At 58.7% G+C, this 22494-nt stretch carries 24 protein-coding genes; 11 read left to right on the plus strand and 13 right to left on the minus strand.

The features are described from left to right. Nucleotides 1–765, minus strand: coding sequence for a PH domain-containing protein (locus ABEB25_RS10185; protein ID WP_345736296.1), 765 nt, complete (start codon nt 763–765; stop codon nt 1–3). A 177-nt stretch (nt 766–942) separates the two neighbouring features. Between ABEB25_RS10185 and ABEB25_RS10190 the strand changes: the two genes are divergently transcribed. The 4 genes from ABEB25_RS10190 (at nt 943) to mutM (ending at nt 4465) form a co-directional block, all read left to right on the plus strand. After that, entirely contained in the window at nt 943–2157 is a 1215-nt protein-coding gene (locus ABEB25_RS10190; protein ID WP_345736297.1) for a cysteine desulfurase, read from the plus strand. Beyond that, on the plus strand, nt 2157–2612 hold the full coding sequence (gene sufU, locus ABEB25_RS10195; protein WP_345736298.1) for a Fe-S cluster assembly sulfur transfer protein SufU: 456 nt from the start codon (nt 2157–2159) through the stop codon (nt 2610–2612). The genes ABEB25_RS10190 and sufU overlap by 1 nt, the downstream gene beginning before the upstream one ends. A 73-nt stretch (nt 2613–2685) precedes the next feature. Further along, nucleotides 2686–3573: a hypothetical protein gene (locus ABEB25_RS10200; RefSeq protein ID WP_345736299.1), complete on the plus strand. Its 888-nt coding sequence runs from the start codon at nt 2686–2688 to the stop codon at nt 3571–3573. Between the two features lie 79 nt (nt 3574–3652). Next, nucleotides 3653–4465: a bifunctional DNA-formamidopyrimidine glycosylase/DNA-(apurinic or apyrimidinic site) lyase gene (gene mutM, locus ABEB25_RS10205; protein ID WP_345736300.1), complete on the plus strand. Its 813-nt coding sequence runs from the start codon at nt 3653–3655 to the stop codon at nt 4463–4465. An 18-nt stretch (nt 4466–4483) separates the two neighbouring features. On the opposite strand, the gene ABEB25_RS10210 is transcribed toward mutM, so the two are convergent. The 5 genes from ABEB25_RS10210 to ABEB25_RS10230 form a co-directional block, all read right to left on the minus strand. Continuing rightward, nucleotides 4484–5215 carry a segregation and condensation protein A gene (locus ABEB25_RS10210; RefSeq protein WP_345736301.1) on the minus strand — a complete coding sequence of 244 codons (732 nt, stop codon included), beginning with the start codon at nt 5213–5215 and terminating at the stop codon, nt 4484–4486. Between the two features lie 45 nt (nt 5216–5260). Next, nucleotides 5261–5734 (minus strand): hypothetical protein, encoded by a 474-nt coding sequence (locus tag ABEB25_RS10215; RefSeq protein WP_345736302.1) that lies wholly within the window; start codon nt 5732–5734, stop codon nt 5261–5263. A gap of 78 nt (nt 5735–5812) precedes the next feature. Beyond that, on the minus strand, nt 5813–6802 hold the full coding sequence (locus ABEB25_RS10220; protein WP_345736303.1) for a zinc-binding alcohol dehydrogenase family protein: 990 nt from the start codon (nt 6800–6802) through the stop codon (nt 5813–5815). A gap of 50 nt (nt 6803–6852) precedes the next feature. After that, nucleotides 6853–7689 (minus strand): L,D-transpeptidase family protein, encoded by an 837-nt coding sequence (locus tag ABEB25_RS10225; RefSeq protein ID WP_345736304.1) that lies wholly within the window; start codon nt 7687–7689, stop codon nt 6853–6855. A 72-nt stretch (nt 7690–7761) separates the two neighbouring features. After that, nucleotides 7762–8787, minus strand: coding sequence for a LacI family DNA-binding transcriptional regulator (locus ABEB25_RS10230; RefSeq protein ID WP_345736305.1), 1026 nt, complete (start codon nt 8785–8787; stop codon nt 7762–7764). Nucleotides 8788–8921: 134 nt separating this feature from the next. Here ABEB25_RS10230 and lspA point away from each other — a divergent pair, with 134 nt between their 5' ends. The 3 genes from lspA to ABEB25_RS10245 all read left to right on the plus strand — a co-directional run bounded on the left by lspA (nt 8922) and on the right by ABEB25_RS10245 (nt 11045). Further along, on the plus strand, nt 8922–9416 hold the full coding sequence (gene lspA / locus ABEB25_RS10235) for a signal peptidase II (RefSeq protein ID WP_345736306.1): 495 nt from the start codon (nt 8922–8924) through the stop codon (nt 9414–9416). Between the two features lie 575 nt (nt 9417–9991). Beyond that, nucleotides 9992–10693 carry a hypothetical protein gene (locus tag ABEB25_RS10240; RefSeq protein WP_345736307.1) on the plus strand — a complete coding sequence of 234 codons (702 nt, stop codon included), beginning with the start codon at nt 9992–9994 and terminating at the stop codon, nt 10691–10693. A gap of 115 nt (nt 10694–10808) precedes the next feature. Continuing rightward, nucleotides 10809–11045, plus strand: coding sequence for a hypothetical protein (locus tag ABEB25_RS10245; protein ID WP_345736308.1), 237 nt, complete (start codon nt 10809–10811; stop codon nt 11043–11045). A gap of 293 nt (nt 11046–11338) precedes the next feature. On the opposite strand, the gene feoB is transcribed toward ABEB25_RS10245, so the two are convergent. Both feoB and ABEB25_RS10255 read right to left on the minus strand, forming a co-directional pair. After that, on the minus strand, nt 11339–13519 hold the full coding sequence (feoB, locus tag ABEB25_RS10250; protein ID WP_345736309.1) for a ferrous iron transport protein B: 2181 nt from the start codon (nt 13517–13519) through the stop codon (nt 11339–11341). Continuing rightward, nucleotides 13516–13752: a FeoA family protein gene (locus ABEB25_RS10255; protein ID WP_345736310.1), complete on the minus strand. Its 237-nt coding sequence runs from the start codon at nt 13750–13752 to the stop codon at nt 13516–13518. Before ABEB25_RS10255 ends, feoB begins: the two co-directional genes overlap by 4 nt. Before the next feature lie 167 nt (nt 13753–13919). On the opposite strand from ABEB25_RS10255, the gene ABEB25_RS10260 reads away from it, so the two are divergent. From ABEB25_RS10260 to ABEB25_RS10270, 3 genes are all read left to right on the plus strand, one after another. Next, complete coding sequence (locus ABEB25_RS10260; RefSeq protein ID WP_345736311.1) at nt 13920–14678, plus strand: ABC transporter permease; 759 nt, start codon at nt 13920–13922, stop codon at nt 14676–14678. 74 nt (nt 14679–14752) lie between these two features. Then, nucleotides 14753–15280 (plus strand): DUF5069 domain-containing protein, encoded by a 528-nt coding sequence (locus ABEB25_RS10265; protein ID WP_345736312.1) that lies wholly within the window; start codon nt 14753–14755, stop codon nt 15278–15280. Between the two features lie 24 nt (nt 15281–15304). Then, nucleotides 15305–16147 (plus strand): sterol desaturase family protein, encoded by an 843-nt coding sequence (locus tag ABEB25_RS10270; RefSeq protein WP_345736313.1) that lies wholly within the window; start codon nt 15305–15307, stop codon nt 16145–16147. 3 nt (nt 16148–16150) lie between these two features. On the opposite strand, the gene ABEB25_RS10275 is transcribed toward ABEB25_RS10270, so the two are convergent. Both ABEB25_RS10275 and moeB read right to left on the minus strand, forming a co-directional pair. Then, nucleotides 16151–16354 (minus strand): Trm112 family protein, encoded by a 204-nt coding sequence (locus ABEB25_RS10275; RefSeq protein ID WP_345736314.1) that lies wholly within the window; start codon nt 16352–16354, stop codon nt 16151–16153. An 8-nt stretch (nt 16355–16362) separates the two neighbouring features. Next, the gene (gene moeB, locus ABEB25_RS10280; RefSeq protein WP_345736315.1) at nt 16363–17496 is read right to left on the minus strand and encodes a molybdopterin-synthase adenylyltransferase MoeB; all 1134 of its coding nucleotides are present in this window, start codon (nt 17494–17496) and stop codon (nt 16363–16365) included. 128 nt (nt 17497–17624) lie between these two features. Here moeB and ABEB25_RS10285 point away from each other — a divergent pair, with 128 nt between their 5' ends. Then, nucleotides 17625–18077, plus strand: coding sequence for a cupin domain-containing protein (locus ABEB25_RS10285; RefSeq protein WP_345736316.1), 453 nt, complete (start codon nt 17625–17627; stop codon nt 18075–18077). A gap of 59 nt (nt 18078–18136) precedes the next feature. Here ABEB25_RS10285 and ABEB25_RS10290 read toward each other — a convergent pair whose 3' ends face one another. The 3 genes from ABEB25_RS10290 to sucB all read right to left on the minus strand — a co-directional run bounded on the left by ABEB25_RS10290 (nt 18137) and on the right by sucB (nt 22453). Beyond that, nucleotides 18137–20113, minus strand: coding sequence for an amidophosphoribosyltransferase (locus tag ABEB25_RS10290; RefSeq protein WP_345736317.1), 1977 nt, complete (start codon nt 20111–20113; stop codon nt 18137–18139). Nucleotides 20114–20336: 223 nt separating this feature from the next. Then, complete coding sequence (locus ABEB25_RS10295) at nt 20337–21248, minus strand: DUF502 domain-containing protein (RefSeq protein ID WP_345736318.1); 912 nt, start codon at nt 21246–21248, stop codon at nt 20337–20339. Nucleotides 21249–21346: 98 nt separating this feature from the next. Beyond that, nucleotides 21347–22453, minus strand: coding sequence for a dihydrolipoyllysine-residue succinyltransferase (gene sucB, locus ABEB25_RS10300; protein WP_345736319.1), 1107 nt, complete (start codon nt 22451–22453; stop codon nt 21347–21349). Nucleotides 22454–22494 lie beyond the last annotated feature (41 nt).

The raw sequence follows: 22494 nt of genomic DNA on the forward strand, positions 1-22494 counted from the left end.
TCAGTCCATTCCGGTATCCGTCAGCCGCTGCAGTTGGCGCACCAGTTCTTTGACCTCGTGCGCCCCACGGATGTCGCTAAACTTCACCTCAATGCCGGCATTGGCCGCTGAGGAGAAGTCCACTGTGCCCAGCCCCAGCAGTCCTTTGAGGCCGCTTTCATAGACATCAATGCTGCGTATGTCGCAGATACGCACCTCTCTGGAGCTGCGCCCCAGCAGGCCCCAGACCACCTCCACGCGCTCCTCCGTCACCAGGTAGGTGCGGGTCCCCCGTGCGATGCCGACCACCAGCAGCAGAGTCAGGGCCGCCATGCCGGTGATGGGGGCATAAATGGGCTCGATCTTCATCAGCATGGCTGTGGTGATGAGCAGTAGCAGGGCCAGAAACAGGGCCTTGCCCGCCCCCAGCCATGATGGGTGAGACTCGTGCAGGATCAGTTCACCTGCGGGGGTGTAGCGGTCATTTGTGACGACTTCAGTCTCCTCTTCTGGGGCGGTGACGTCATCTTCATCAGTGAATTCTTCCTCATCAACGGGTGCATCGGCGCGGAATTCCCGAAACATGGGGCGGTCGATCCGTGCCCCGGCACTGGCCCTGGGGGCCCGCATGCCACCGATCACATCTCCCACCGTGTGATCTCGCCCAGACACGGTGTCTTCACACAGATCCCCGCGTGCCAGGGATCCCCGTTCCACAAGAAGAAACAAATCTTCCTTGGACAACAATCCCGGAAAAGCCGGATGATCGTGCAGACGGTAGCGCATGAATGGGAAAAGCCGCCCCAGTCTTAAAGGAAAGAGCGTGAGATGCAAAAGACAAAGGCTGGGTGGCGACGTATTTGATGACTTCATTCCGGCGCAGTGAAAAGGCCTCGCTTTGATTCAGGGGCGGTTGAGCGGGCTTGCGCGACGTAATCAGTGGTGATACGGCACATCATACCCATGGACTTGCTTCACTTGCGCGCAGATTTCCCCATCCTCGATCAGGAGGTGCATGGGCATCCGCTGGTGTACTTTGACAATGCGGCCAGCAGCCAAAAGCCACGTCAGGTCATCGAGACCCTGGTCCGCTATTACCAGCAGGACAATGCCAACGTCCATCGCGGGCTGCATGAACTCAGCATGCGGGCGACGGATGCCTTTGAAGCCACGCGGAAAAAGATCGCCCGCTTCATCGGTGCTGCCCGCGAGGAGGAAATCATTTATACCCGTGGGACCACGGAGGGCATCAATCTGGTGGCCCAGGTCTGGGCTGCGCAGTTTCTGAAACCCGGAGATGTCATCCTGCTCACAGGCATGGAGCATCACAGCAACCTTGTGCCCTGGCAGTTGGCTGCTAAGCGCAGCGGTGCGGTTTTAAGGCACATCCCTGTTCAGGAAGATGGCACGCTGGATCTCGTTGCGGCGGAGCCGTTGTTCGATGAGCAGGTCAAGGTCTTTGCCTGCGTCCATATTTCAAATTCTCTGGGCACGGTGAATCCAGTGCGCGAACTCTGCGCCAAGGCCCGTGCCCTGGGCGCGATGACTCTGGTGGACGGAGCCCAGGCTGTGGGGCACATCCCGGTGGATGTGCAGGCCATCGGTTGCGATTTTTACGCTTTTTCCGGCCACAAGATGTGCGCTCCCACGGGCATCGGTGCCTTGTATGGGCGGTATGAATTGCTGGAGCAAATGGAGCCCTGGCAAGGGGGGGGCGAAATGATCACGACGGTGACGCTCGAAACCTCTGCCTACAAGGCCCCGCCGGCCAAGTTCGAAGCAGGCACGCCTAACATTGCCGATGTCATCGGACTGGGCGCTGCGATTGATTACCTGGAAGCCGTGGGGCTGGAAAACATCCAGGCACATGGGATGGAGCTGACCGAGTATGCCTATCAGCGCATGTCTGATCTGCCAGGCATCCGCATTCTGGGGCCGCAGCAGCCACGTGCTTCCCTCATCGCCTTTGCCCTGGCCTGCGCCCATCCTCATGATCTGGTGGAGTATGCCAACACGTACGGCCTGGCCCTGCGTGGGGGGCATCACTGCACGCAGCCGCTGATGAAACGTTTCAAGCTGCCGGGCACCAGCCGTGCCAGTTTCTATTTTTACAACACCCGCGCCGAGGTGGACCGGATGATGGACATCCTGCACCAGGCGGTTAAATTTTTCTCCTGATGGCCCTCTCTGACGAACTGCGCGACCTGTACCAGCAGGTTATCCTCGACCACTCCAAAAATCCCCGCAATCACGGTGAACTCACCGGTGACTGTGTGCATGTCCATGGCGACAACCCGACCTGCGGGGACGAGATCGACATGTGGGTGAAATTTGGCCCGGAAGGGCAGGTGGAGGACATCAAGTTCACCGGCCAGGGCTGTGCCATCAGCCAGGCCAGTGCCTCCATGATGACGGTGAAGATCAAAGGATCCGAAGGGGCCAAGGCCCGCTCCATGCTGGAAGACTTCCGCCATGTGGTGCTGGGTGATGCGCCTGTGAAGGACGAGGATGCTCTGGGCGAACTCATCCTTCTGGAAGGGGTGCAAAAGTTCCCTCAGCGGGTCAAATGCGCCATGCTCGGCTGGCGTGCCCTGGAGCAGGCGATGGGCGAGCAGCAGAAGCAGGACGTCTGAAAGTCACAATAGGGTGTCAATACAAAGCATCCGCACGCAAGGGATGCGGCCCTCGGTGACGTACATTTGGGGCATGTTTCATTCCCCGCGTTTTCTTGTCACTGCCGTCCTGGGACTCATCGTCGGCGGCTCTTTCGCCAAAGAGCCCTTCAAGCCCAATCTCGGCCCCGACCTACCCAGCATCCAAGTGACCTGCGGGGGGGTGACGGTGATGCTGCGTCAAGCCTCCCAGTGGACACCTGGCCGTCTTGACTTTCGAGGCTCGGCCATGACGACGGAACGCAGCGCCTATGGCACGGTCTTTTCCTTTCCAGATGTCGGTTTCATCGGCACAGGGCATTTGGAAAATGAGCCGGAGCCCTTGCAGTCACTGGCCTTTTTTCTGGATGGTCAGCCTGTGGCCAATCCCACCGCCGAGATGAAAGGCAGCACGTTCCGTTTTGAGCGCAGGTCGCGCGTCCGCCAGTTTGATCTCACCTGCATTCTGGAGATCCGGGACAACCGTCTTTACGAGACCACCACCGTTCACACGGATGAGGCCCAGCCACTCAAGCTGGTGTATCATTTCATGCATGCCTGGGCACCGACGGTTTCGGCCTTCATCGCCGGGCGGGATGCGAACCCGGGTCAAGTGATGACTGGGGTCCTGAACGACGATGCGGCCCTGGCGCGGAAGTTTTACATCAATGAGCCGGTGGATTGGATGTCCGTCTATGAACCGAAGAGCGGCCAGTATGGGGTGTCGCGCCTGCTGGAGACACCGCCCCAGGGAAAGCCGATTTCCATGATCTGGAATGTGCCGGGCAGTTACCGGAAGTATTATCTGAAGAGCTTTAGCAATGAGACGGTGCCTGCGGGTTTCACGGGCACGTGGAAAATGGTCACCACCTTTGGGGCTGCCCCTGAGGCTGAATGGGAAGCGGCTGCACGCAAGACCGCAGCGGATTTGGGCAAGCCGTGATGGCTGAGGGCGTGAGGCTGCTGTCCGGTCTTGCTTGAGATTTGCGGTCATCGCTTGCACCTTGCCCGCCAGATCTGCCATGCCCGAACTTCCTGAAGTCGAAACCACCCTCCGCGGCGTCTCCCCTTACCTCGTTGGCCGCAGCATTCGGGAGGTCATCGTCCGGGACTCCCGGCTGCGCTGGCCGGTGCCGGAGACGGTGCATGAACTGGAAGGGCAGCGCATCACCGCTGGCCAGCGCCGGGGAAAGTACCTGCTTTTCACCTCGTCCAAAGGAACTCTGCTGCTGCATCTGGGCATGTCTGGAAGCCTGCGGGTGACGGACCCTGACACTCCGTGGCGGAAACATGATCACTTTGCGCTGACGACAGACCGTGGGATGCAGATTCGTCTGCATGATCCACGGCGTTTCGGGGCGGCCCTGTTTATTCATGGGGATCCGTTGTTGCATCCTTTGTTAGCCGAGCTGGGGCCGGAGCCGCTTTCGGACGATTTCACAGTCGCTCTGTTGAAGACGCAGTGTGGTGGGCGCAGTGCGCCGGTGAAGGCGGTCATCATGGACAGCCATGTCGTTGTTGGAGTGGGCAATATCTATGCCTGCGAGGCACTGTTCATGGCGGGGATTTCACCCCTGAAGGCGGCAGGCAAAGTGAGCGGGCCGAGGCTGGCGAAGCTGGTGCAGGCCATTCGCGAGGTGCTGGTGGCCTCCATTGAAATGGGGGGCACCACCTTGCGTGATTTCCTCAATGAAAAGGGAGAGCCTGGCTACTTCAAACAGACCCTCCGCGTCTATGACCGGGAGGGACAGCCCTGCCATGCCTGTGCTACTACCGTCAAACGGGTGGTGATGAGCAACCGCTCCACGTTTTACTGCCCGACCTGCCAGAAGTGATCTGGCAGCATAGGCCCCCTAGAGATTGGGCCTGATGACGACGATGTCTCCCAGCATCTGTTCCTGCTCCACCATGAGGTGATTCAGCTTCATGAGTTCGAGCATGGCCAGGAAGGTGACGATGACCTCCACCCGGCTGGCGGCAGTGCTGAACAGGGAGTCAAACCGCACTCGTCCCCCCATAGGGATGGCCTCCAGCAGATGCTCAATCTTGTCGGCGACGCTGTAGCGGTCGCTGACGATTTCGCGGATGTCGGTGGAGTTTTCGAAGCGCTTCAGCACCTTTTGAAAAGCGCGGATGAGATCGAAAATGCCCACTTGCCCAACGATGTCGGGTGCGGGGGCCGTCAGGTCTGGCAACTCCGGCGTTGTGGCAAAAAATTCGTCGGCTTTCACTTCCTGGGTTCCAAGAAACTGGGCCACGTCCTTGAACTTCTTGTATTCGACCAACTGGCGGATCAGTTCCCAGCGCGGGTCTTCTTCATCGGCATCCTCTTCAGGTGGCTGCTGGGTCTGCGGCAGCAGTTCGCGGCTTTTGAGGTACATCAGGTTGGCGGCCATGACGATGAACTCGCTGGCCACCTCGATATTCAGCATCTTGAAGGTGTTGATGTAGTCGAGGTACTGTTTGGTGATGCGCCCGATGGACACATCATAGATGTCGATCTCATCCTTCTTGATGAGATACAGCAACAGATCGAGGGGGCCCTCGAAAATCTCCAGTTTGACCTTGTAATCCTTGTCTTCCACCTGGGAGCTTATGGGCGGGAAGTGGTGGGAAGCGAGGAGAAAAACTCACTTCACCACGGGCGGTTCGATCCCGAGTTCCAGGGTGAGTTTTCGCGCAGCGTCCAGTTGCTCGGGTTTCACGAAGATCATGCTGTAGTAGTTGCCTTCCAGAACGACAAAGAGAGGCGCATAGCCCTTGGTCTTGTAGTCGTTCACCGTGGCCTCCATTTCTTTCTCGCTGTAGATGGTGCTACGCCACCAGCCATTGAACTGAATGGCCTTGGAGAAAATGGCCCGGTAGGCCTCCTTGCCTTCGTGATACTCGTAATAGATCATCTGCTCCCCAGTTTCTCGCTTGGCATCGGAGAGCTTGGCCATCGCATCCGCCTTCATCCACTCGGTGAAGAGCTTTTCCCGCTCGCGCGATTTGGCGGAGCTGACTTTCGAGGGTTTCACCCGCACGGGTTTGTCGGCAGCCTGGGCCGGTTGGCTGAAGGCGGCGGTCAACAGGAGGCAAAGCAATAGGCAGAAGGCTTTCATGCGAGAAGAACGGTTAAAGCTTACGGTTTGATCAGGAACTTTTCTGAGAAGTTGAAACTGGCGATGCCATCTTTGGGATCAAGGAAGTAGGGCGACGCCTTTGATGGCTTGGCTGCCCGGCTGAATCAGGTCTTCCAGCAAGGACGGCAAATTCTCCCATCCGGTGTGGTGGGTGATCCAGGGCTGGGTGTTGATACGCCCCTCTTGGATCAATGAAAGGATGCGTGGGAAATCCGCTGCCTGGGCATTGCGGCTGGCCAGCAGGGTGAGCTCCCGCCGATGCAGCAGGGGATCGTCCAGGAGCACGGGTTCTTTGGTGATGCCGACGTAAACAATGCGGCCAGTGAACCGGGCCAGCCGCAATGCCCGGGCCATGGATTGTGGATTGCCTGTCGCATCAAAGACCACTTGGGCGGCGGGTTCATCCGGAAGCATTTCCACCACATTTACACCTGGATAATGCTGCGTCACAAAGGCGCGGCGGGCGGCGCTGAGTTCCAGGACGGTGATGTGCTGCGTGGCCAATCGGGCGAACTCCAGGACCGTGAGCCCGATGGGGCCGGCACCGATGATGAGTACATCCTCCGTCGGCCGGATCTCTGCCCGATTCACCGCATGGCAGCCGATGGCCAGTGTCTCCACCAAGGCCAGTTGTTCATAACCTAGAGTATTGCAGGGGTGGAGCTTGGAGGCGGGCAGTAGGAGCCTCTCCCGCATGCCGCCATCGCAATGCACACCCAGAACTGCCAGCGTTTCGCAACAATTGGTTCGGCCCTGAAGGCAGGCATGGCAGTTCCCGCAATGGAGGTAAGGCTCCACAGAACAGCGATCCCCGGGCTGCAAGTGTGTAACATCCGGTCCCACAGCCAGCACCTCGACCCCCAGTTCATGGCCAAGGATGCGCGGGAATTCAATGAAGGGCATCTTGCCCAGATAACCGCTGATGTCAGTGCCGCAGATGCCGATGGCGCGAATCGCGACTAAGGCCTCGCCAGTGCTGGGAGACGCGGTTTCGGGAAGTTCGATCCATTGAAACTGGCGGGGCTGGGAGAGCTGCAGGGCGCGCATGATACCACTGTGCTAGCAGGCCGATTCCCGCGCGGCAATCAAGATCCCGTTCACTTCTGCAAAACGTAGCGTCCGGCCTGGACGGTGATGCGGGGCAGAGGCTGCGTGGGTTGGAAGGCCTCATAACCTGGGCGCAGTTCCTCCCAAAAGGCGGCGGATGAATGGCTGGCTGCCTGGGCCAGACGTTCGGGGGTGAGGGGGAAGGGGAAGACATGCACTGGCGTGCTGTCCTGACCGGCAGACAAGGCGGCCTCGACCACAAGGTAAATCTCTTCGATCACCGGATCGGTCATCGCAAAGCACCCGATGCTGACTTCATTGCCATGCACCATGATGAAGCTGCCTGTACGGCCATGATGCTGGTCATAGGCGTTTGGGTAGCCAATGTTGAACGAGAGATGAAAGTTGCTTCCGGGATTCAGGGCGGCCTTGTCCACGCTGTAAAAACCTTCGGGGGCCTGACCGTCCCCTTCGATGAGCTTGGGGCCGAGGTTGCCAGACATGGCCGCGATGGGATAGGTGCGAAAAAGCTTCCACCCTTGCTTGGATCGCAGCCAGAGTTCCAGGGTTCGGCTTTCTTTGAAGACCCGGATAAAAGCGGGATTCCCCAGCCGCAGCCCCTGTTTTTTCAATTCCGCATTGAGCGGAGCCTGGACTCGGTCACGGGCGTGGGCAAGGCGGTCTGGCGGGGAAAGTTTGCGCCAGTCTTCAGGGGCAGGGGGAGCTGGGTAGGGGAGCTTCATCGAGACACGGCCGGACCATACGCTGGCCAGGAAGGGAAGAGAAATGACAGGCCCACAATCTGAGCAGGTCTGGCCTTTCGGTACCGAACTGAAATAGGCGAGGGCAGCCCCCATCGGAATCAGCAGCCAAAAGACATTTTTCATAAGGGGAGGACACAGCCGGTATGCCCCGCGTGGCGGGCACCCCATATAAGATACCGAATCCTGGGAATTTGATCAATGTTCGCGCTGATTGCGCACCGTCTCTCCGGGACGCCAGGTGCCCTCGGTCATCACAATCTTCGGGTATTTGGGCAGGCCGCGCTCATTTTGCTGCTCCTGGGCCACCAGCAAATCCACGGCTGCCGCACCCAGTACATCTGCTTGCTGGTCAATCCCGGCGACCTGGGGCCGGTCGGCCCTCCAGCCCAGGGTGACGATTCCGGGCTGCTCAGGCAGGGGAATGCCCTCCAGCCATTCGGGCAGGCTGTGGCCGCCCTCGATCACGGCATCTGGTTTCACTTTGGCCAGCCATTGCTCAAAATCCTGGCGGCTGGGTTCCCGGCGCAGGCACAGCAGGGCTTCGGCCTGTTTCAGCGGTAGCGGATGGTGGGCCAGAAAACTGGCGGACCAGGCGCTGAACATCCGTTCATTGATCACGCTGCCCCCATAATAACCGATGCGTTTGTAGCCCAGTTTTTTCAGGTGGCGCATCGCTGTCATCATACCCAGGTAGTGGTGGTGATGCACACGGTGCAGGGCAGGGCGGGCATAGCCCAGGCCGATGACCACGCTGCTGAATTTCTCCCAGCGCATGGAGACGTGGCCCCGGCTACGGGAGATGAGCGGTGACAGGATGAAACCTGGAATGCCCCGTGCCTCCAGGATGCCCGAGAGCCGCCGCCCGGTCATCCCCTTGGCGGCGAGATGAAATTCGTCCAGTTGAAAGCCGAGCTGTTCCGCCCGCTGCTGTGCCCCGAGAATGAGCTGCTGTGACCAGGAGGAGAAACCGAGATCTGAAGGCTCCTTTTCAGCCCAGATGAAAGCCAGTGTGCGAGGGGCCTGCGACCTTCGCTTTTGCCGCATGTGCGTCATCAGCTTGGAGATTTCAGGGTCTGGCCGATAACCCAGGGTGGCCGCAGTCTCCAAAATCCGGGTCCGCAGGGCAGGCTGCACATGGGGTTCTCCCCTCAGCGCACGGGACACGGTCATCTTCGAGATGCCTAGCTGGTCGGCAATGTCCTGGAGATTGGGGCTGCTCACGTCTTGGCCAATGAGTAGGACGGGGGACAGGGGGCCGCAAGATCATCTCATCAGGCAGGCTGAGTGCTTGAGAAGTCCGCCAGCCTGCCTATGAGAGAGGTCCGGCCTAGCCACGCCCCGCGATTTTACTTCCCATGATCCGTCTCCTGCTTCTCCTTTCCGTCCCGCTGTACATCCTCGATCAGTGGTCGAAGCTATGGATTGTGAAGCATTTTGTGCTTCATGAGACCGAGCAGGAAGTCATCCCCGGTATCTTCTGGCTGCATCACACGGCGAATACTGGCGTGGCCTTTGGCATGTTTAATGGCACTGAGTATGCCAACTACGCCTTCGGGGCCATTTCGCTCACAGCCTTATCCTTCATCATTTGGATGTATAAGAAGGGAGCTTTTCCAGGAATTCTGAGCCGCACCGCTGTGGCTCTCCTGGTCGCTGGCATCTTTGGCAACCTGACCGACCGCCTCCTCCACGGTTACGTGGTGGATTTCCTCCGCTTTGACTTCGGCTTCCGGCCCTTCAATCCCTGGCCTTCGTTCAATGTGGCGGATTCCTGTGTGGTCGTTGCGGCCATCCTGCTGGCTATTGCTTCCTTCACGGAAAATGCGCCAGCCCCCAAGCCCAAGAGCTGATCTGACTCCGTCTCGCATTTCTGCGATCTTTGCCCCGCCACGCAAGAGGCGGGGCTTTTTTGTGCCTAGCCGCAGAGGGTCAAACATCGGCAAATTCGGGTATTTCCCCTTCAGGCTGAGCCGAGAGGCGCAAAAACGTAGGGCCGTAGTGTGGAAGGGGCTGGTCTTTCAGACTGTCCCCACCACCAGCACGCACTGATGAGAAACAAGTCTTGGGGAAGCTTGGCGCAGACGGATTGAAGCCGGTCAAAATGGGAAAAAACGGTAAAAAGCGTCTTTTTTAGAGCCTTCATCTTTTCAATCAGTCGCCATAAGAATCCAAAATGTGGATGACAAGCGCCAAAAATCTTTTGGTTATGATAAATGATAAAGAAGGTGATAAAACAACCTTTTGAGTTCTAGTATATTGATAATGAACCGCTTAATGTGGTTTATATCATTATTTGAAATCATAATAAACTCCGCCCTGGCCTCAAAAAGCCTCTCATTTTACAGAAATTCCAGAAAATGACGATTATGAGATTGCAGTGATTCTAGTTTTTGATATAATTACCATATCAAAAGCAAAAACTGCTATGAAAACAGCCTCCACCACCTTCGCCGCTCTCTCCCTCTTCCTTGCGGCCTTTATTTTCCCCGGCTTGGTTTCTGCTCAAAATGGCTATGCTGCTAGTCACTATGCGGCCCAGCAGGCAGCGTACGCGCAGCAGCAACAGGCGGCTGCCTACCACGCTCAAATGCAGCAGCAGCAAGCCTGGGCTGCCTATCATGCGCAGCAGCAAGCCGCAGCCTATCATGCACACCAGCAGCAACAAATGATGGTGGCACGGGCTGTGCCAGTGGCCCGGACGGCTCCTGCGGCGGGATCCCTCATCCGTTTCGATGGAAAATATGCTTCTTGCTCTGCCAGTCTGCCTGGCCAGGTCCAATACCTTATCAATGCTGCGAATCACCTGCAGAACAGCCCTTATGTCCGCGGTGGAGGCCACGGACGAGTGGAAGATCGTGCTTATGATTGCTCCAGCTCCACCTCCTACGCCTTGATCAAAGCTGGCTTGCTGAAAAGCCCCCTCACTTCCGTCGGATTTTCTCAATACGGCCAGCCTGGAGAGGGTCGTTTCATCACCATTTGGGTGAAACCTGGTGACCATGTTTTCATGACGGTGTGCGGCCTTCGTCTGGACACGTCAGGTGGCAAGGTGAGCGAGGGTCCCCGCTGGCGCACCAAGGGCCGCAGCTATGCAGGCTTCACACCTCGTCATCCTTTTGGTCTTTAATTCTCATTTTTGTGACTCGTTTGTCAATTTTGAATCAATGCAGCGAAGCATAGTGGAGAATACCACCTTCCAACCTTGATAAGATCGCAGCCTTGCAAAAAACTCTCTCAATTTTATGAACACCTCTCTCGACTCTGCTTCTCATCTGTCAGCCACTCCGAACGAATTTGCACTCGGTTGGAATGCTATGGAGGCTTTTAATGCCAGCGTCGCTCGCCCAATGAACGCCGAGATCGTGGCTGATTTTGTGGCTTCTGCCCGTCAGGAGAAGCCTGCAAAGCCGCATTTTGTGGCTTCCTTTTGGACGGCTCTGTCAGTAGCAGGAGGCCGGAAAGCTGCTGCAATCGCCTGAGTCCGTTAACTGAACGGACAAAGATGGAACGTTGCGATAAGAAGCCGTCGTGAGCTTATTCGGAGCGTGCTTTCATTGGAAAGGCTCCAGGCAGGGCAGTCTTTAGCAGGCTGTCTATTTGGGTTTGTGAGAGCAGCCGCAAGAACCACCACAACCGCCTTTTTTCCGGCCTTTGAGGGCTGAAACGAGAAAGAACAAGGCCGTCACCAGGACCACGGCGGGAGCTGCCCAAGATTGCCAGTCGTTCATATCATTGGTTAGACCTTGCCAAGTCTGGAAGTGTTGATTTTTCGTCAATACCCCAGCGCGGTGCCGATCTGGAAGATGGCCAGGGAGAGGATGTAGGCGGTTCCCGTCATGAAACCGAGCTGGAACCACATCCAGCCCCAGCTTCCTGTTTCACGTTTGACGATGGCCATGGTGCTGACGCACTGCATGGCAAAGACGTAAAAGACGAGCAGGCTGATGCACACAAGCGGGGTGTACACCGCTGTGCCATTGGCCCGTTTTTCCTCGCGGATGCGGTCGCGCACCGGCGTGAGGTCTTCGTCATCCTGGGCCTGCACGGCATAGACGACGGACATGGTGTTCACAAACACCTCGCGGGCGGCAAAGCTGCCGATGAGGCCGATGCCGATCTTCCAATCATAACCCAGGGGCTTGATCGCAGGCTCGATGAGATGACCGGCGCGACCTGCAAAACTCTGCGCCAGGTGTTGGGAATTGAGCGAGGCGAGTTCGGCCTTGGCGGCTTCGAGCTGCGGTGCTGCGGTCTCGCTTTCTCCCTGTGCTTCGAGTCCGGCAATGCGCTCTTCGACGACGCCCACCTGATCGCTGATCTCATGGTTTTTAGGGTAAGTGGAGGCGGCCCAGATCAAGATGGAGATGCCGAAGATGATGGTGCCTGCACGCACCAGGAAGGCCTTGGCCCGCTGCCACACAAGAAGGAGGATGGACTTCAGCGCCGGCATCTTGTAGGTGGGCATTTCCAAGATCATCGGGGCGTTTTGCCCGCGCATGATGCCCTTGTTCAAAACCCAGGCGAAGAAGAAGGCCCCGAGGGTGCCCAAGGCATAAAGGCCGACCATGATGCCCGCCTTGGCCCAGGTGGAGACGGTGTCTGGCATGAAGACGCTGATGAGCAGCACATACACGGGGATGCGCGCCGTGCAGCTAGCCAGCGGGGCGATGAGGATGGTGATGAGGCGGTCCTTGGGACTGTCAATTGTTCGTGTGGCCATCACGCCGGGGATGGCGCAGGCATAGGAACTGAGGAAGGGGAGGAAGGCCTTGCCATTGAGGCCCACCACGCTCATCAAACGGTCGAGAATAAAGGCCACACGCGCCATGTAGCCCGTGTCCTCCATGATGCCGATGAAGAAGAAGAGGATGAGAATTTGTGGCAGGAAAATGACCACCCCGCCGACCCCGGCGATGGCACCTTGGACGATGAGATCGCGCAAGTCTCCCGGAGGCATGATGCCCGTGACCCAGGTGCCCAAGGCACCGAAGGCCTCATCAATGAGCCCCATGGGAATCTCAGCAAAGGCGAAGATGAGGTAGAAAAGGAAGGCCAGGAAGGCCAGCATGGTGAGGCCGCCTAACCAGGGATGCAGAAGGATGGCATCCAGCTTTTGCGTGATGGTGGGCAGTTCCTGGCCGGGGCGCTGCAGGACCTGGGCGGTCAGGGTTTCAATTTTGGCGTAGCGGTCGGCCACCAGTTGGTCTTCCCAGCCCGGGTGGGTGGCGCTGAGGGTGTCGCGCCCGCGCTGGATCTGGCCCAGGTGGGCATCGCGGATGCCGGCGTGCAGGGGATCGTGGTCGGACAGCAGGTAGAGCGGCTCAAGCAGGGTGGTCTTGTCATTGACCGCTCCCGTCAGCAGCAGCTCTGCACGGGTGCTATGCAGGGCGGCACGGATGTCGTCTGGCAGGGGCGCAGACTGCCAGCGGGGCAGGGGGATGTCTTCGCGGCTGATGGCGGACTTCAGTTCCAGAAAGCCATTGCCGGTGGTCGCCTGCATGGGCACGACCGGCACACCGAGTTCGTCCGACAGCTTTTTCAGGTCAATGCGCCACTGCTTGGCTGTGGCGATGTCCATCATGTTCAGCACAAGAATGGTCGGCAGCCCCAGTTCCAGCACCTGGGTGAGAAGGTAAAGATTCCGCTCCAGGTTGGCCGCATCGGCAATGAAGACCACCCGGTCGGGCCGGGGAGTGTCAGCCTGGCGGCCCAGCAGCACGTCGCGCAGCACGGCCTCATCCGGGCTGCGGGCGTTCAGGCTGTAGGCACCGGGCAGGTCAATGAGGCGCAGCTTTTTACCATGCTGGCTGTAGCACTCGCCGATCTTTTTTTCGACGGTGACCCCTGGGTAGTTGCCCACCTTTTGCCGAAGGCCGGTGAGCTGGTTGAAAATGGTGGTCTTCCCCGAGTTCGGGTTGCCGACGATGGCCAGCAGGGGCAATTCAGCGCTCATGCCAGGGAGATGCAGATGTCGGCGGCCTCGTGATTGCGCATGGCCAAGTGGGAACCGCGTACGGTGATTTCAATCGGTTCGCCTAGAGGGGAGCGACGCACCATGGTGACCTTCGCTCCAGGGGTCAGGCCCAGTTCGCGGAGCCGTGTGAGCCCTGCCCGCCCCGTGGGCATGGACTGGATGATGCCGGATTGGCCGACAGGGAGCTGAGAAAGTGTGGAAGGGGCGTGCATGGCTAAGGTGCAATTGAGACGCGCTCGCAGACTGAACGCTAGCGGGGGCTTGAACCTTTGCAACCAAGACAGGCGATTATGCAGAATTATGACGAAATGAACCGTGTGCTGTCCTGCCCTGCGTCGCTATTGCGCTGCGGCATCAGCGCGTGAATCTTTCCACGTTCATGGTCCCGCGACTGCTCACCGTTTTCATCCTCCTCTTTCTGCACGCTCCGCTGGCCGTGCTAATGGTGAATTCCTTCAATGAATCGCGGTTTGGCGGTGAGTGGGAGGGGTTCACCTGGAAATGGTATGAAAAGCTGTGGGAAGCGGACGAGGTGTGGGAATCCCTGTGGCTGACTCTCAAGATCGCTTTCTGTGCGAGTGGGGCGGCGATGCTGCTGGGCACGCTGGCTGCCTGGGTGCTGCATCGTTTCCAGTCGCGGTTGCAAAGGGCGCACCAGACTTTGGTGACGCTGCCCCTGGCCCTGCCGGACCTGCTTTTGGGCATGTCTCTGCTGGCCCTTTTTGTGGCTTTGGGTGTGGAGACGGGTTTTTTGACCATCTGGATTGCCCATGTCACCTTTTCCGTCAGCTATGTGACCATGGTGGTGCTGGGGCGTTTGCAGGATTTTGACCTGACGCTTCTGGAGGCTGCCCGGGATCTGGGGGCGAATCGGTGGCAGACGGCCCGGCGGGTTTTGCTGCCGCTGCTGCTGCCCGGGATTCTGGCGGGTGGTCTGCTGGCCTTCACCCTTTCGATGGATGATTATGTGATCACCTTTTTCGTTTCAGGTCCAGGCAGCACAACTTTGCCGCTGCGGGTGGCCAGCATGATGAAGACCAGCCGCAACCTGCCGGTGATCAATGCCCTGAGCACCCTGATGATCGCAGCCACCTTTGTGCTGGCTGCCATCAGTTTCCGGCTTCAGCGTGCCCGCTAGAGAAGTCATTTCTTCAGCTTTGTTTGAAACTTTCGCGTGCCCATGCGGCCTCCTGTGTTTATCCGTGCAGTCTTATGAAGCATTACATCTGGGACTCTTATTTCGTGGAACTTTTCGACGCCTGCGTGGACGAGTACGATGATGGCAACCACGACTTTGAGAGCTGGTTCAGCGATGAGGACCAGGACTTCCTGAAGGCGATCGGCTATCGTGAGCGCGAGTTTTTTGACTTTGTGGAAGACAACGTCACTTCCGGTGGCGAGCAGCCGACGGCCATCACGGCCCTGCTGGTGGCGGCGGTGCGCCGGGATTACTTCCTGACGATACAAAAGGGAGTCGCCAGCACCCACATCATCACTCCGGCGGACCTGCCTGCCAAGACAGCCGAGCTGGAGGGCTTTGTCTGGCTGCCGCGTATCATTGTGAAGGCCCGCGCCAAGCTGCGTGGTGAGATGGACCCGGACACGATGTTCTGCTGTGGCGGTGACCGGGCCTTTTTGTCCAAACATGACATCCATCCGGCAGACTTCCTGCGTGTGGTCTGGGCGGCAGGTGAGGATGACCAGAAGATCCTCGCCTACGTCAAATCTCGCCAGGCCTGAAGGGGCGGGCGATCCTAATCCATCATGGAGTTGTTTCGTGAACAGTTGCTGCTGCTGGTGACCGTGCCGGTGATTCTGGGGGCCATCCTCCTGGAAATCATCGTCACGCATTTCCATGGCATCCGGGCTTATACCCGCCGGGAGACGCTGACGAATTTCTACATGGCGGCGCTCAATGGCAGCCTGGACCTGCTGCTGCGTGCGGTGCTGGTTCTTCCAGTCCTCTTGTGGTGCTGGAACCACCGGGTGATGGATCTGGAAAAAGGCTGGGTTTACTGGCTGGGGCTCTTTCTCCTCCAGGACCTGGCCTACTACGTGTTGCACTTTGTGGACCACCACTGCCGCCTGTTCTGGGCGGTGCATGTTACGCATCACTCCTCGGAGGAGTTTAATCTCACGACGGGTTTCCGTTCATCTGTATTCCAGCCGGTGTACCGGACGGCTTACTTTATGCCCATCGCCTGGCTGGGGTTTGAGCCGCTGGACATCCTGTTCATGTATGCGGCCACGCAGATCTACGGCAGCCTCATCCATACGGAGCGGATCCAGAGCATGGGATGGCTGGAGCATGTGCTGGTGACGCCGAGCCATCACCGCGTTCACCATGCCTCCAACGGCCGCTATCTGGACAAGAACATGGGTATGTGTCTCATCCTTTGGGATAAGCTTTTTGGCACCTTCCAGGCCGAGCTTCCCGAAGAGCCGGTGCGCTATGGCCTAACGAAAAGGATCGAAGATCGCGGCCCGGTAAACATTGTCCTGCATGAGTGGAAAGACATGCTGAGGGATGTGCGCCAGAGTGCGCTGCCCTGGTGGAAACGGCTGGGCTACATCCTTCGCGGCCCGGGCTGGAAGGCGGGGGAGTAGTTTTTACTTTGCGGCTTCCTGCGGCAGCAGCACGGGGATGCCTTGGTCAATGGGATAAAGCCGCGAGCCATCCTGGCAGACGAGGGCTTTCTCCTCAGCGGGGTGGCCATGGCGCAGCAGATCCTCCGGCAAGGCCCAGCGCAGCGGCTGGTGCGTGTGAGGGCAGCGGAAAGTGGGCAGAAAATCGTTGATCCAAGAAAGGTCCATAAGAGTGATCAGGCGGCTGGAAGGGTGGGGTCAATCTCCTTGGCCCAGGCGAGGATGCCGCCTGCGACGCTCCAGACCTGAGTGTAGCCCAGATCCTGCAGGGCGGCCACGGCCTTGGCACTGCGCACCCCGGAACGGCAGTGAACCAGCACGGGTTTGTCGCGGGGGATTTCCGCCGCACGCGCGGTGATCTGGGCCAGGGGAATGAGGGTGGATCCTTCGATCTGGGCGGCCGCGTATTCGTCAGGCTCGCGCACATCCAGCAGGAAGTGGTCCTCCTGCCTGCTGCGTTTGTCCTGAAGTTCCTGAACGGTGATGGTGGGGACGTTGGGTGGAGGTGTCATGCCGCAGAAGCCTTGGTAATCGATGGGTTCGGTGATGGTGGGGTTTTCGCCACAGACCGGGCAATCTGGATCCCGCCGAAGGGTGAAGGTACGGAAACGCAGGCTGAGGGCATCCACATGCAGCAGCTTGCCTAACAAAGGTTGCCCAATGCCGGTGATGAGTTTGATGGCCTCCAGGGCCTGCATGGTGCCAACGAGGCCGGGGAGGACTCCCAGAACACCGCCTTCGGCACAGCTTGGGACCAGGCCGGGCTTGGGCGGGGTGGGGGACATGCAGCGGTAGCAGGGGGCGCCCAGATGCGGGGCGAAGACGGCCACCTGGCCTTCAAAGCGCAGAATGCTGCCATAGACGTTGGGTTTGCCCAGCCAGACGGCGGTGTCGTTGGAAAGGTAGCGCGTGGGGAAGTTGTCGGTGCCGTCGATCAGCAAGTCATAGTCGGCGGCGATTTCCCGGGCATTGGCCGCGGTGAACATTTCGCGGTGCATCCGCACTTCGAGGTGGGGATTGATGTCCAGCAGCCGGTCGCGTGCCGCTTCCAGCTTGGGGCGACCAATGTCGCTTTGGCCAAAAAGGAGCTGACGTTGCAGATTGGACACTTCCACCACATCCGGATCCACCAGCCCCAGGGTGCCCACACCGGCCGCCGCCAGATACATGCTGATGGGGGAGCCCAGCCCGCCGGCACCGATGCACAAGACACGGGCGGCCTTCAGCTTTTTCTGCGCTGCCAGACCAAACTCCGGCATGGCGAGATGCCGGGCATAGCGCTGGAGTTCGGCGGGGGCAAGGTCTGGCATTGGCGGGGGCTACAGGGGAGCATTGGCGGTGCGGAGAGGCAACCAGCTTGTGCGAATTCGGGAGGATGAAAAACTGCCAGACAACGGGGCCCGGCAGTGCTCGTTTAAGAACCGTCATCCCTTTCATCATGTCCACATCACCTGTTTTTGTTCCGGCGGGGCAAGGCTCCGTCATCCGTGCCTTTGGTCAGGAATCGCACTTTCACCTCACGGGTGAACAGACTGGAGGGGCCTATACCCAATGGGTGGAAATCACGCTGCCGGGTGGTGGGCCACCGCCCCATTACCATACCCTGGAAGACGAGTGGTTTTATGTCCTGGAAGGTCAGATGAGCTTTTTGAAGGATGGTGAATGGACGGAGGGCGGGCCGGGGACGGCTGTTTACATGCCTCGAAACGTCCCACATGCCTTTAAAAACACGGGCGAGACGGTTTCCAAGATGGTGATCACCACGGCACCTTCCGGCTTTGAGACCTTCTTTGCCCGCTGTGCTGAAGTCTGGAATCAGCCGGGTGCGCCGGACATGCAGCGCATCATGGAGATCAGTGCCGAACATGGGATTCATTTTGTGAATCCCTAGGCCAGCCTTTTTTGGTTTCTTGCCCTGGCACAAAGCAGGGGCAAGAAACCAGGCTAAGATCAGAGCAGGGTGTCGTAACTGCGGCCGCCTTTGCCTTCAAAGAAGTTCATGAAGGCACGGTTCACGGTGTAGAAACCGCCAGGAGTCGGGTAGTCGCCGCTGAAATACCAGTCGCCATAGTCAGGCCCAAGTGCCTTGTGCAGGCCCTCGATGGACTGGAAAATCACATGGATGTCACCCTTCCAGGTCGTGTGCTGTGGATAGACAAGCTCGCTCACTTTGGCGGAGATTTGCTCATCGGTGAAGGGCGCATAGATGGCCTTCACAGCATTGCACATTTCAGACTTGGGCTTGTTCACTTCCGCTTTGCAGGCGTCGTAAGTTTCCTTCACCACATGGCGCATGCCATTTTCATCCAGCAGCGCGATGGCGGCCTGGAAGGCGATGAATTTGCCCAGCTCCGACATGTCAATGCCGTAGCAGTCCGGGTAACGGATCTGCGGAGCGGTGGAGCAGACGATGATGCGGCGGGGATTGGTACGGGCGAGGATGCGCAGCAGGCTCTTTTTCAGCGTGGTGCCGCGGACGATGGAGTCATCAATGACGACGAGGTTGTCATTCGGAGTCACGACTCCGTAGGTGATGTCATAGACGCTGGAGACGAGCTGGTCGCGCCCGCTTTCCTGCGCGATGAAGGTGCGCATCTTGATGTCCTTGTGGGCGATCTTTTCAGACCGGGGCCAGTTGCGCAGGATGAGGTCGTCCAGCTTGGTTTCATCAAAGGTGCCGCTGTTTACCATCTCCACGATGGCGTCCTTCACCTCCTGACGGCGCTTGTAACGCAGGCCGTCCAGGAAGCCGTGGTAGGCGGTCTCGGCGGTGTTCGGGATGAAGCTGGTGACGGTGTGTTCCCAGTCATTGCCAATGGACTCGATGAGCTGCGGCACCATCTGCTCGCCCAGGGCTTTGCGCTGGCGGTAGATGACGGAATCGTTGCTGCGTGAAAAGTAGATGCGCTCAAACGAGCAGGGGCGCAGGTGGGCTGCCTGCGGCGCAAAGGCGGTGGTGGTGATGGTGCCGGAGGACTTGATGACACAGACATGGCCGGGAGTCAGCTCCTGGACGTCGTTTTCACCGACTTCAAAGACGGTCATGAGAGCGACACGCTCGGAAGCGAAAGCGACGACTTCATCATCCTCATACATGTGGCAGGGGCGGATGCCGAGGGGGTCCCGCATGATGAAGAAATCCCCGTTGCCGATGGTGCCGGCGATGGTGTAGCCGCCGTCCCAAAGTTCAGCCGATTTGCGGATAATCTGGGCCACGTCGAGCTGCTCGCTGATGTGTCGGGTGATGTCTTCCAGAGGGATGCCGGAATCCCGCATGGTGTGGTAAAGATCGGTGTGGGCTTCATCAAGCTGGAAGCCGATCTCTTCGAGGACGGTCTGGGTATCGGTATCGAAGACGGGGTGCTGGCCCCGTTTCATCATGATTTTGTTCAGTTCACCGGAGTTGGTGAGGTTGAAGTTCCCCATGACCATGAGGCTGCGGGTGGGCCAGGTACTGCGGCGGATGTAAGGGTGCAGGCTGCCTTTGCCAAAGGCGCCGCTGGTGCCGTAGCGCAGATGCCCCATGTTGACTTCACCAGCCAGCTCAAACTCGCGTTTGATGGCTTCCGGATCGTCTTCAAACTTGGTGTATTCGATGCCCATTTCATCGCGGCGTTCCTTCCGCTCAGCATTCACGCGGCGGGCGATGCGGCCAAACTCCTTCATCTCGTCCGCGAGGACTTCACCAATGGCCTCGGCCGATTTGGTGGAGCGCACGCGAAACATGTAGGGGGCACCTGGTTGCATGTCGAGCTTGCAGCAGCCGATGCCGATGCCGTCCTGGCCACGGTTTCGCTGCTTGGCCATGAGGCCGAAAAGACGCTCCAGTCCATACAGGGCTGTGCCATACTTGTCCTGGTAGTAGGCCAAGGGTTTTTTCAGCCGGACTACGGCAATGCCGCACTCGTGTCGGATGGGGTCGCTCATGTGTTGGGAGCACTCATCCTTGGCAGACAATGCTGGGAGTGCAAGACGTGGCCGCAGCTTTTTCTCAAGTCGGGGCGTGTTCTCAGGAAAACAGGGGAGAATGACATGAAAACAAAAGTTTTTCGGAATCTGCGAACCGGGAAAACGCGGTGGTGGCGGGGGTGGTTTTTCTGCCGGGCTGTCAGCTCACTCGCTTTGAAGAGAGAAACAGGTGATCAAAGACTCACTTTTTGCGCCAAGAAAGGGCACTGAGGATACGCCGACCTTTAGAATGTGTGCCAGCCAATTCTGCCGCCTCGACTTCGCTGTCGCTGAGAATGTCCGGATCCCCAGAGTCAAAATCTTCCGCGCGTGGCAGGCCGATAGGTAGCTCAGGTTCGGCCTCGGGCTGGTGCGATTCTTCGGCCACGGGCAGCGGGGCCGGGCTGATATCCGGTTTGGAGGCTGGGGCGGAAAGGCTGGATGGCACGATGAGACCCCCAGAGAAGATTAGCTTCATGGCATCTTCCACGCTCAGCGGGGCATCGGTCACCTGCTCGATGGGGACTACCAGGAGAAGACCCGTCATGGGGCTGAGGGCACCTGGGATGAAGACGGCAGCGAGGACCTTGTTCTGCTGCGGATCTAGGTACTGGCCAGTGACAAAGCCGAGCATTTTCATGTCGCCTGACGGATAGTCCACATAGACCACCCGCTTGAAATTCTGGCGACCGCCCAGACCTTTGAAACCGTCGATTACTTGCTTGAGCGACTTGTAAATGAAGGAGACGATGGGAACGCTGAGGAGTAGCTTGTCCATGGCCGTGACGACGCGGACACCGAGGACGTTGGTAGCCATGACGCCGAGCGCCAAAAACACCATGAGGGGGATCATGAATCCCACGAAGGTCAGCACATGCTGGTAGGTCGGAGAGTTCGGATCAACGATGACCTTCCCGGTCAGCTCATTGATGAACCGCGCGATAAAATCCACCAGGGGCACGCTCCAGCCATGAAGAAGATGATATGCGCTTTGGAGAATCCAGAACGTGATGAGCAGTGGCAATGCCACGGCTAGGCCCGCCAGGAACTTATTGCGCAGCCACACGAAAGGGCTGCGCGGGTTGGGCGGAGGAATGGGGGGGAGTGAGGACATGAATGGGTGCAGGCCCTGATGCAGCAGAGAGACACTCTCCCTGCCTTAGAGAACCTAACACCGATCCGCGTTCAACGAACGTGAAAGTTCGTGTCATTTCATGCACCGACGAGCATCCGGGCCGGATTCTCGATGCAGTCTTTGATGCGGATCAGGAAGGTCACAGCTTCTTTGCCATCCACGACGCGGTGGTCGTAGCTGAGCGCCAGATACATCATGGGGCGAACCACCACTTGGCCGTCCACGGCCACGGGGCGCTGCTGGATGCTGTGCATGCCCAGGATGGCGCTCTGAGGCGGATTGATGATAGGGGTGCTGAGCAGGGAGCCATAGACCCCACCATTGGAGATGGTGAAGACGCCACCGCTGAGATCTGGGATGGAGATCTTGCCTTCCTTGGCCTTGGCCGCGTAGCCGAGAATGTCCTTCTCGATGTCCGCAAAAGACTTCTGGTCCGTGTCACGCAGGACAGGGACAATCAGGCCTTTTTCCGTGCCGACGGCGACACCGATGTCATAAAAATGGTTCTGGATGATTTCGTCGCCATCTACGCGGACATTGATGGAGGGAACCGCCTTGAGGGCTTCCACCACGGCTTTCACGAAGAAGGACATGAAGCCGAGCTTGACGCCGTGGGTCTTGACAAAGCTGTCCTGCAGCTTGGAACGCATGGCCATGATGTTGGTCATGTCGCACTCGTTGAAGGTCGTCAGGATGGCGGCAGTCTGCTGGGCGCTGACGAGCTGCTCGGCGATCTTCTTGCGCAGAGGCGACATCTTCTTGCGCGTGGTGCGGCCTTCCGGTTTGGCGGGGGCCGGAGCCGGGGCTGGCTTGGGAGCAAGGGCGGCTTCGGCTTTTGGGGCAGGGGCTGCTTTGACCTCCGGTGCGGGAGCGGCAGGCTTCGCTTCTTCAGCCTTGGGGGCGGCTGCTGGGGTGGCAGGTTTAGGAGCTTCTGCGGCGGCTGCAGGAGCTGCGCCTTCGGCAATGCTACCGACGACGGCACCGACTTCCACGTCATCGCCAGCCTTATTGCCAATGGTGAGGATGCCCGAGGCTTCGGCCGTGACTTCGGCAGCCACTTTGTCGGTTTCCAGGGTCAGCAGAATGTCACCGGCTTTCACGGCGTCACCGTTGTTGAAGTGCCATTTGGCGATTTGACCTCCGGCGACAGATTCGCCGAGTGCGGGGATTTTGATGTCAGGCATGGCTAAGCTTAAAAAGGGAAGGGATCGTTCGGAGTGGGGTG

This window comes from Prosthecobacter algae (assembly GCF_039542385.1).
GTDB classification, from domain to species: Bacteria; Verrucomicrobiota; Verrucomicrobiia; order Verrucomicrobiales; family Verrucomicrobiaceae; genus Prosthecobacter; species Prosthecobacter algae.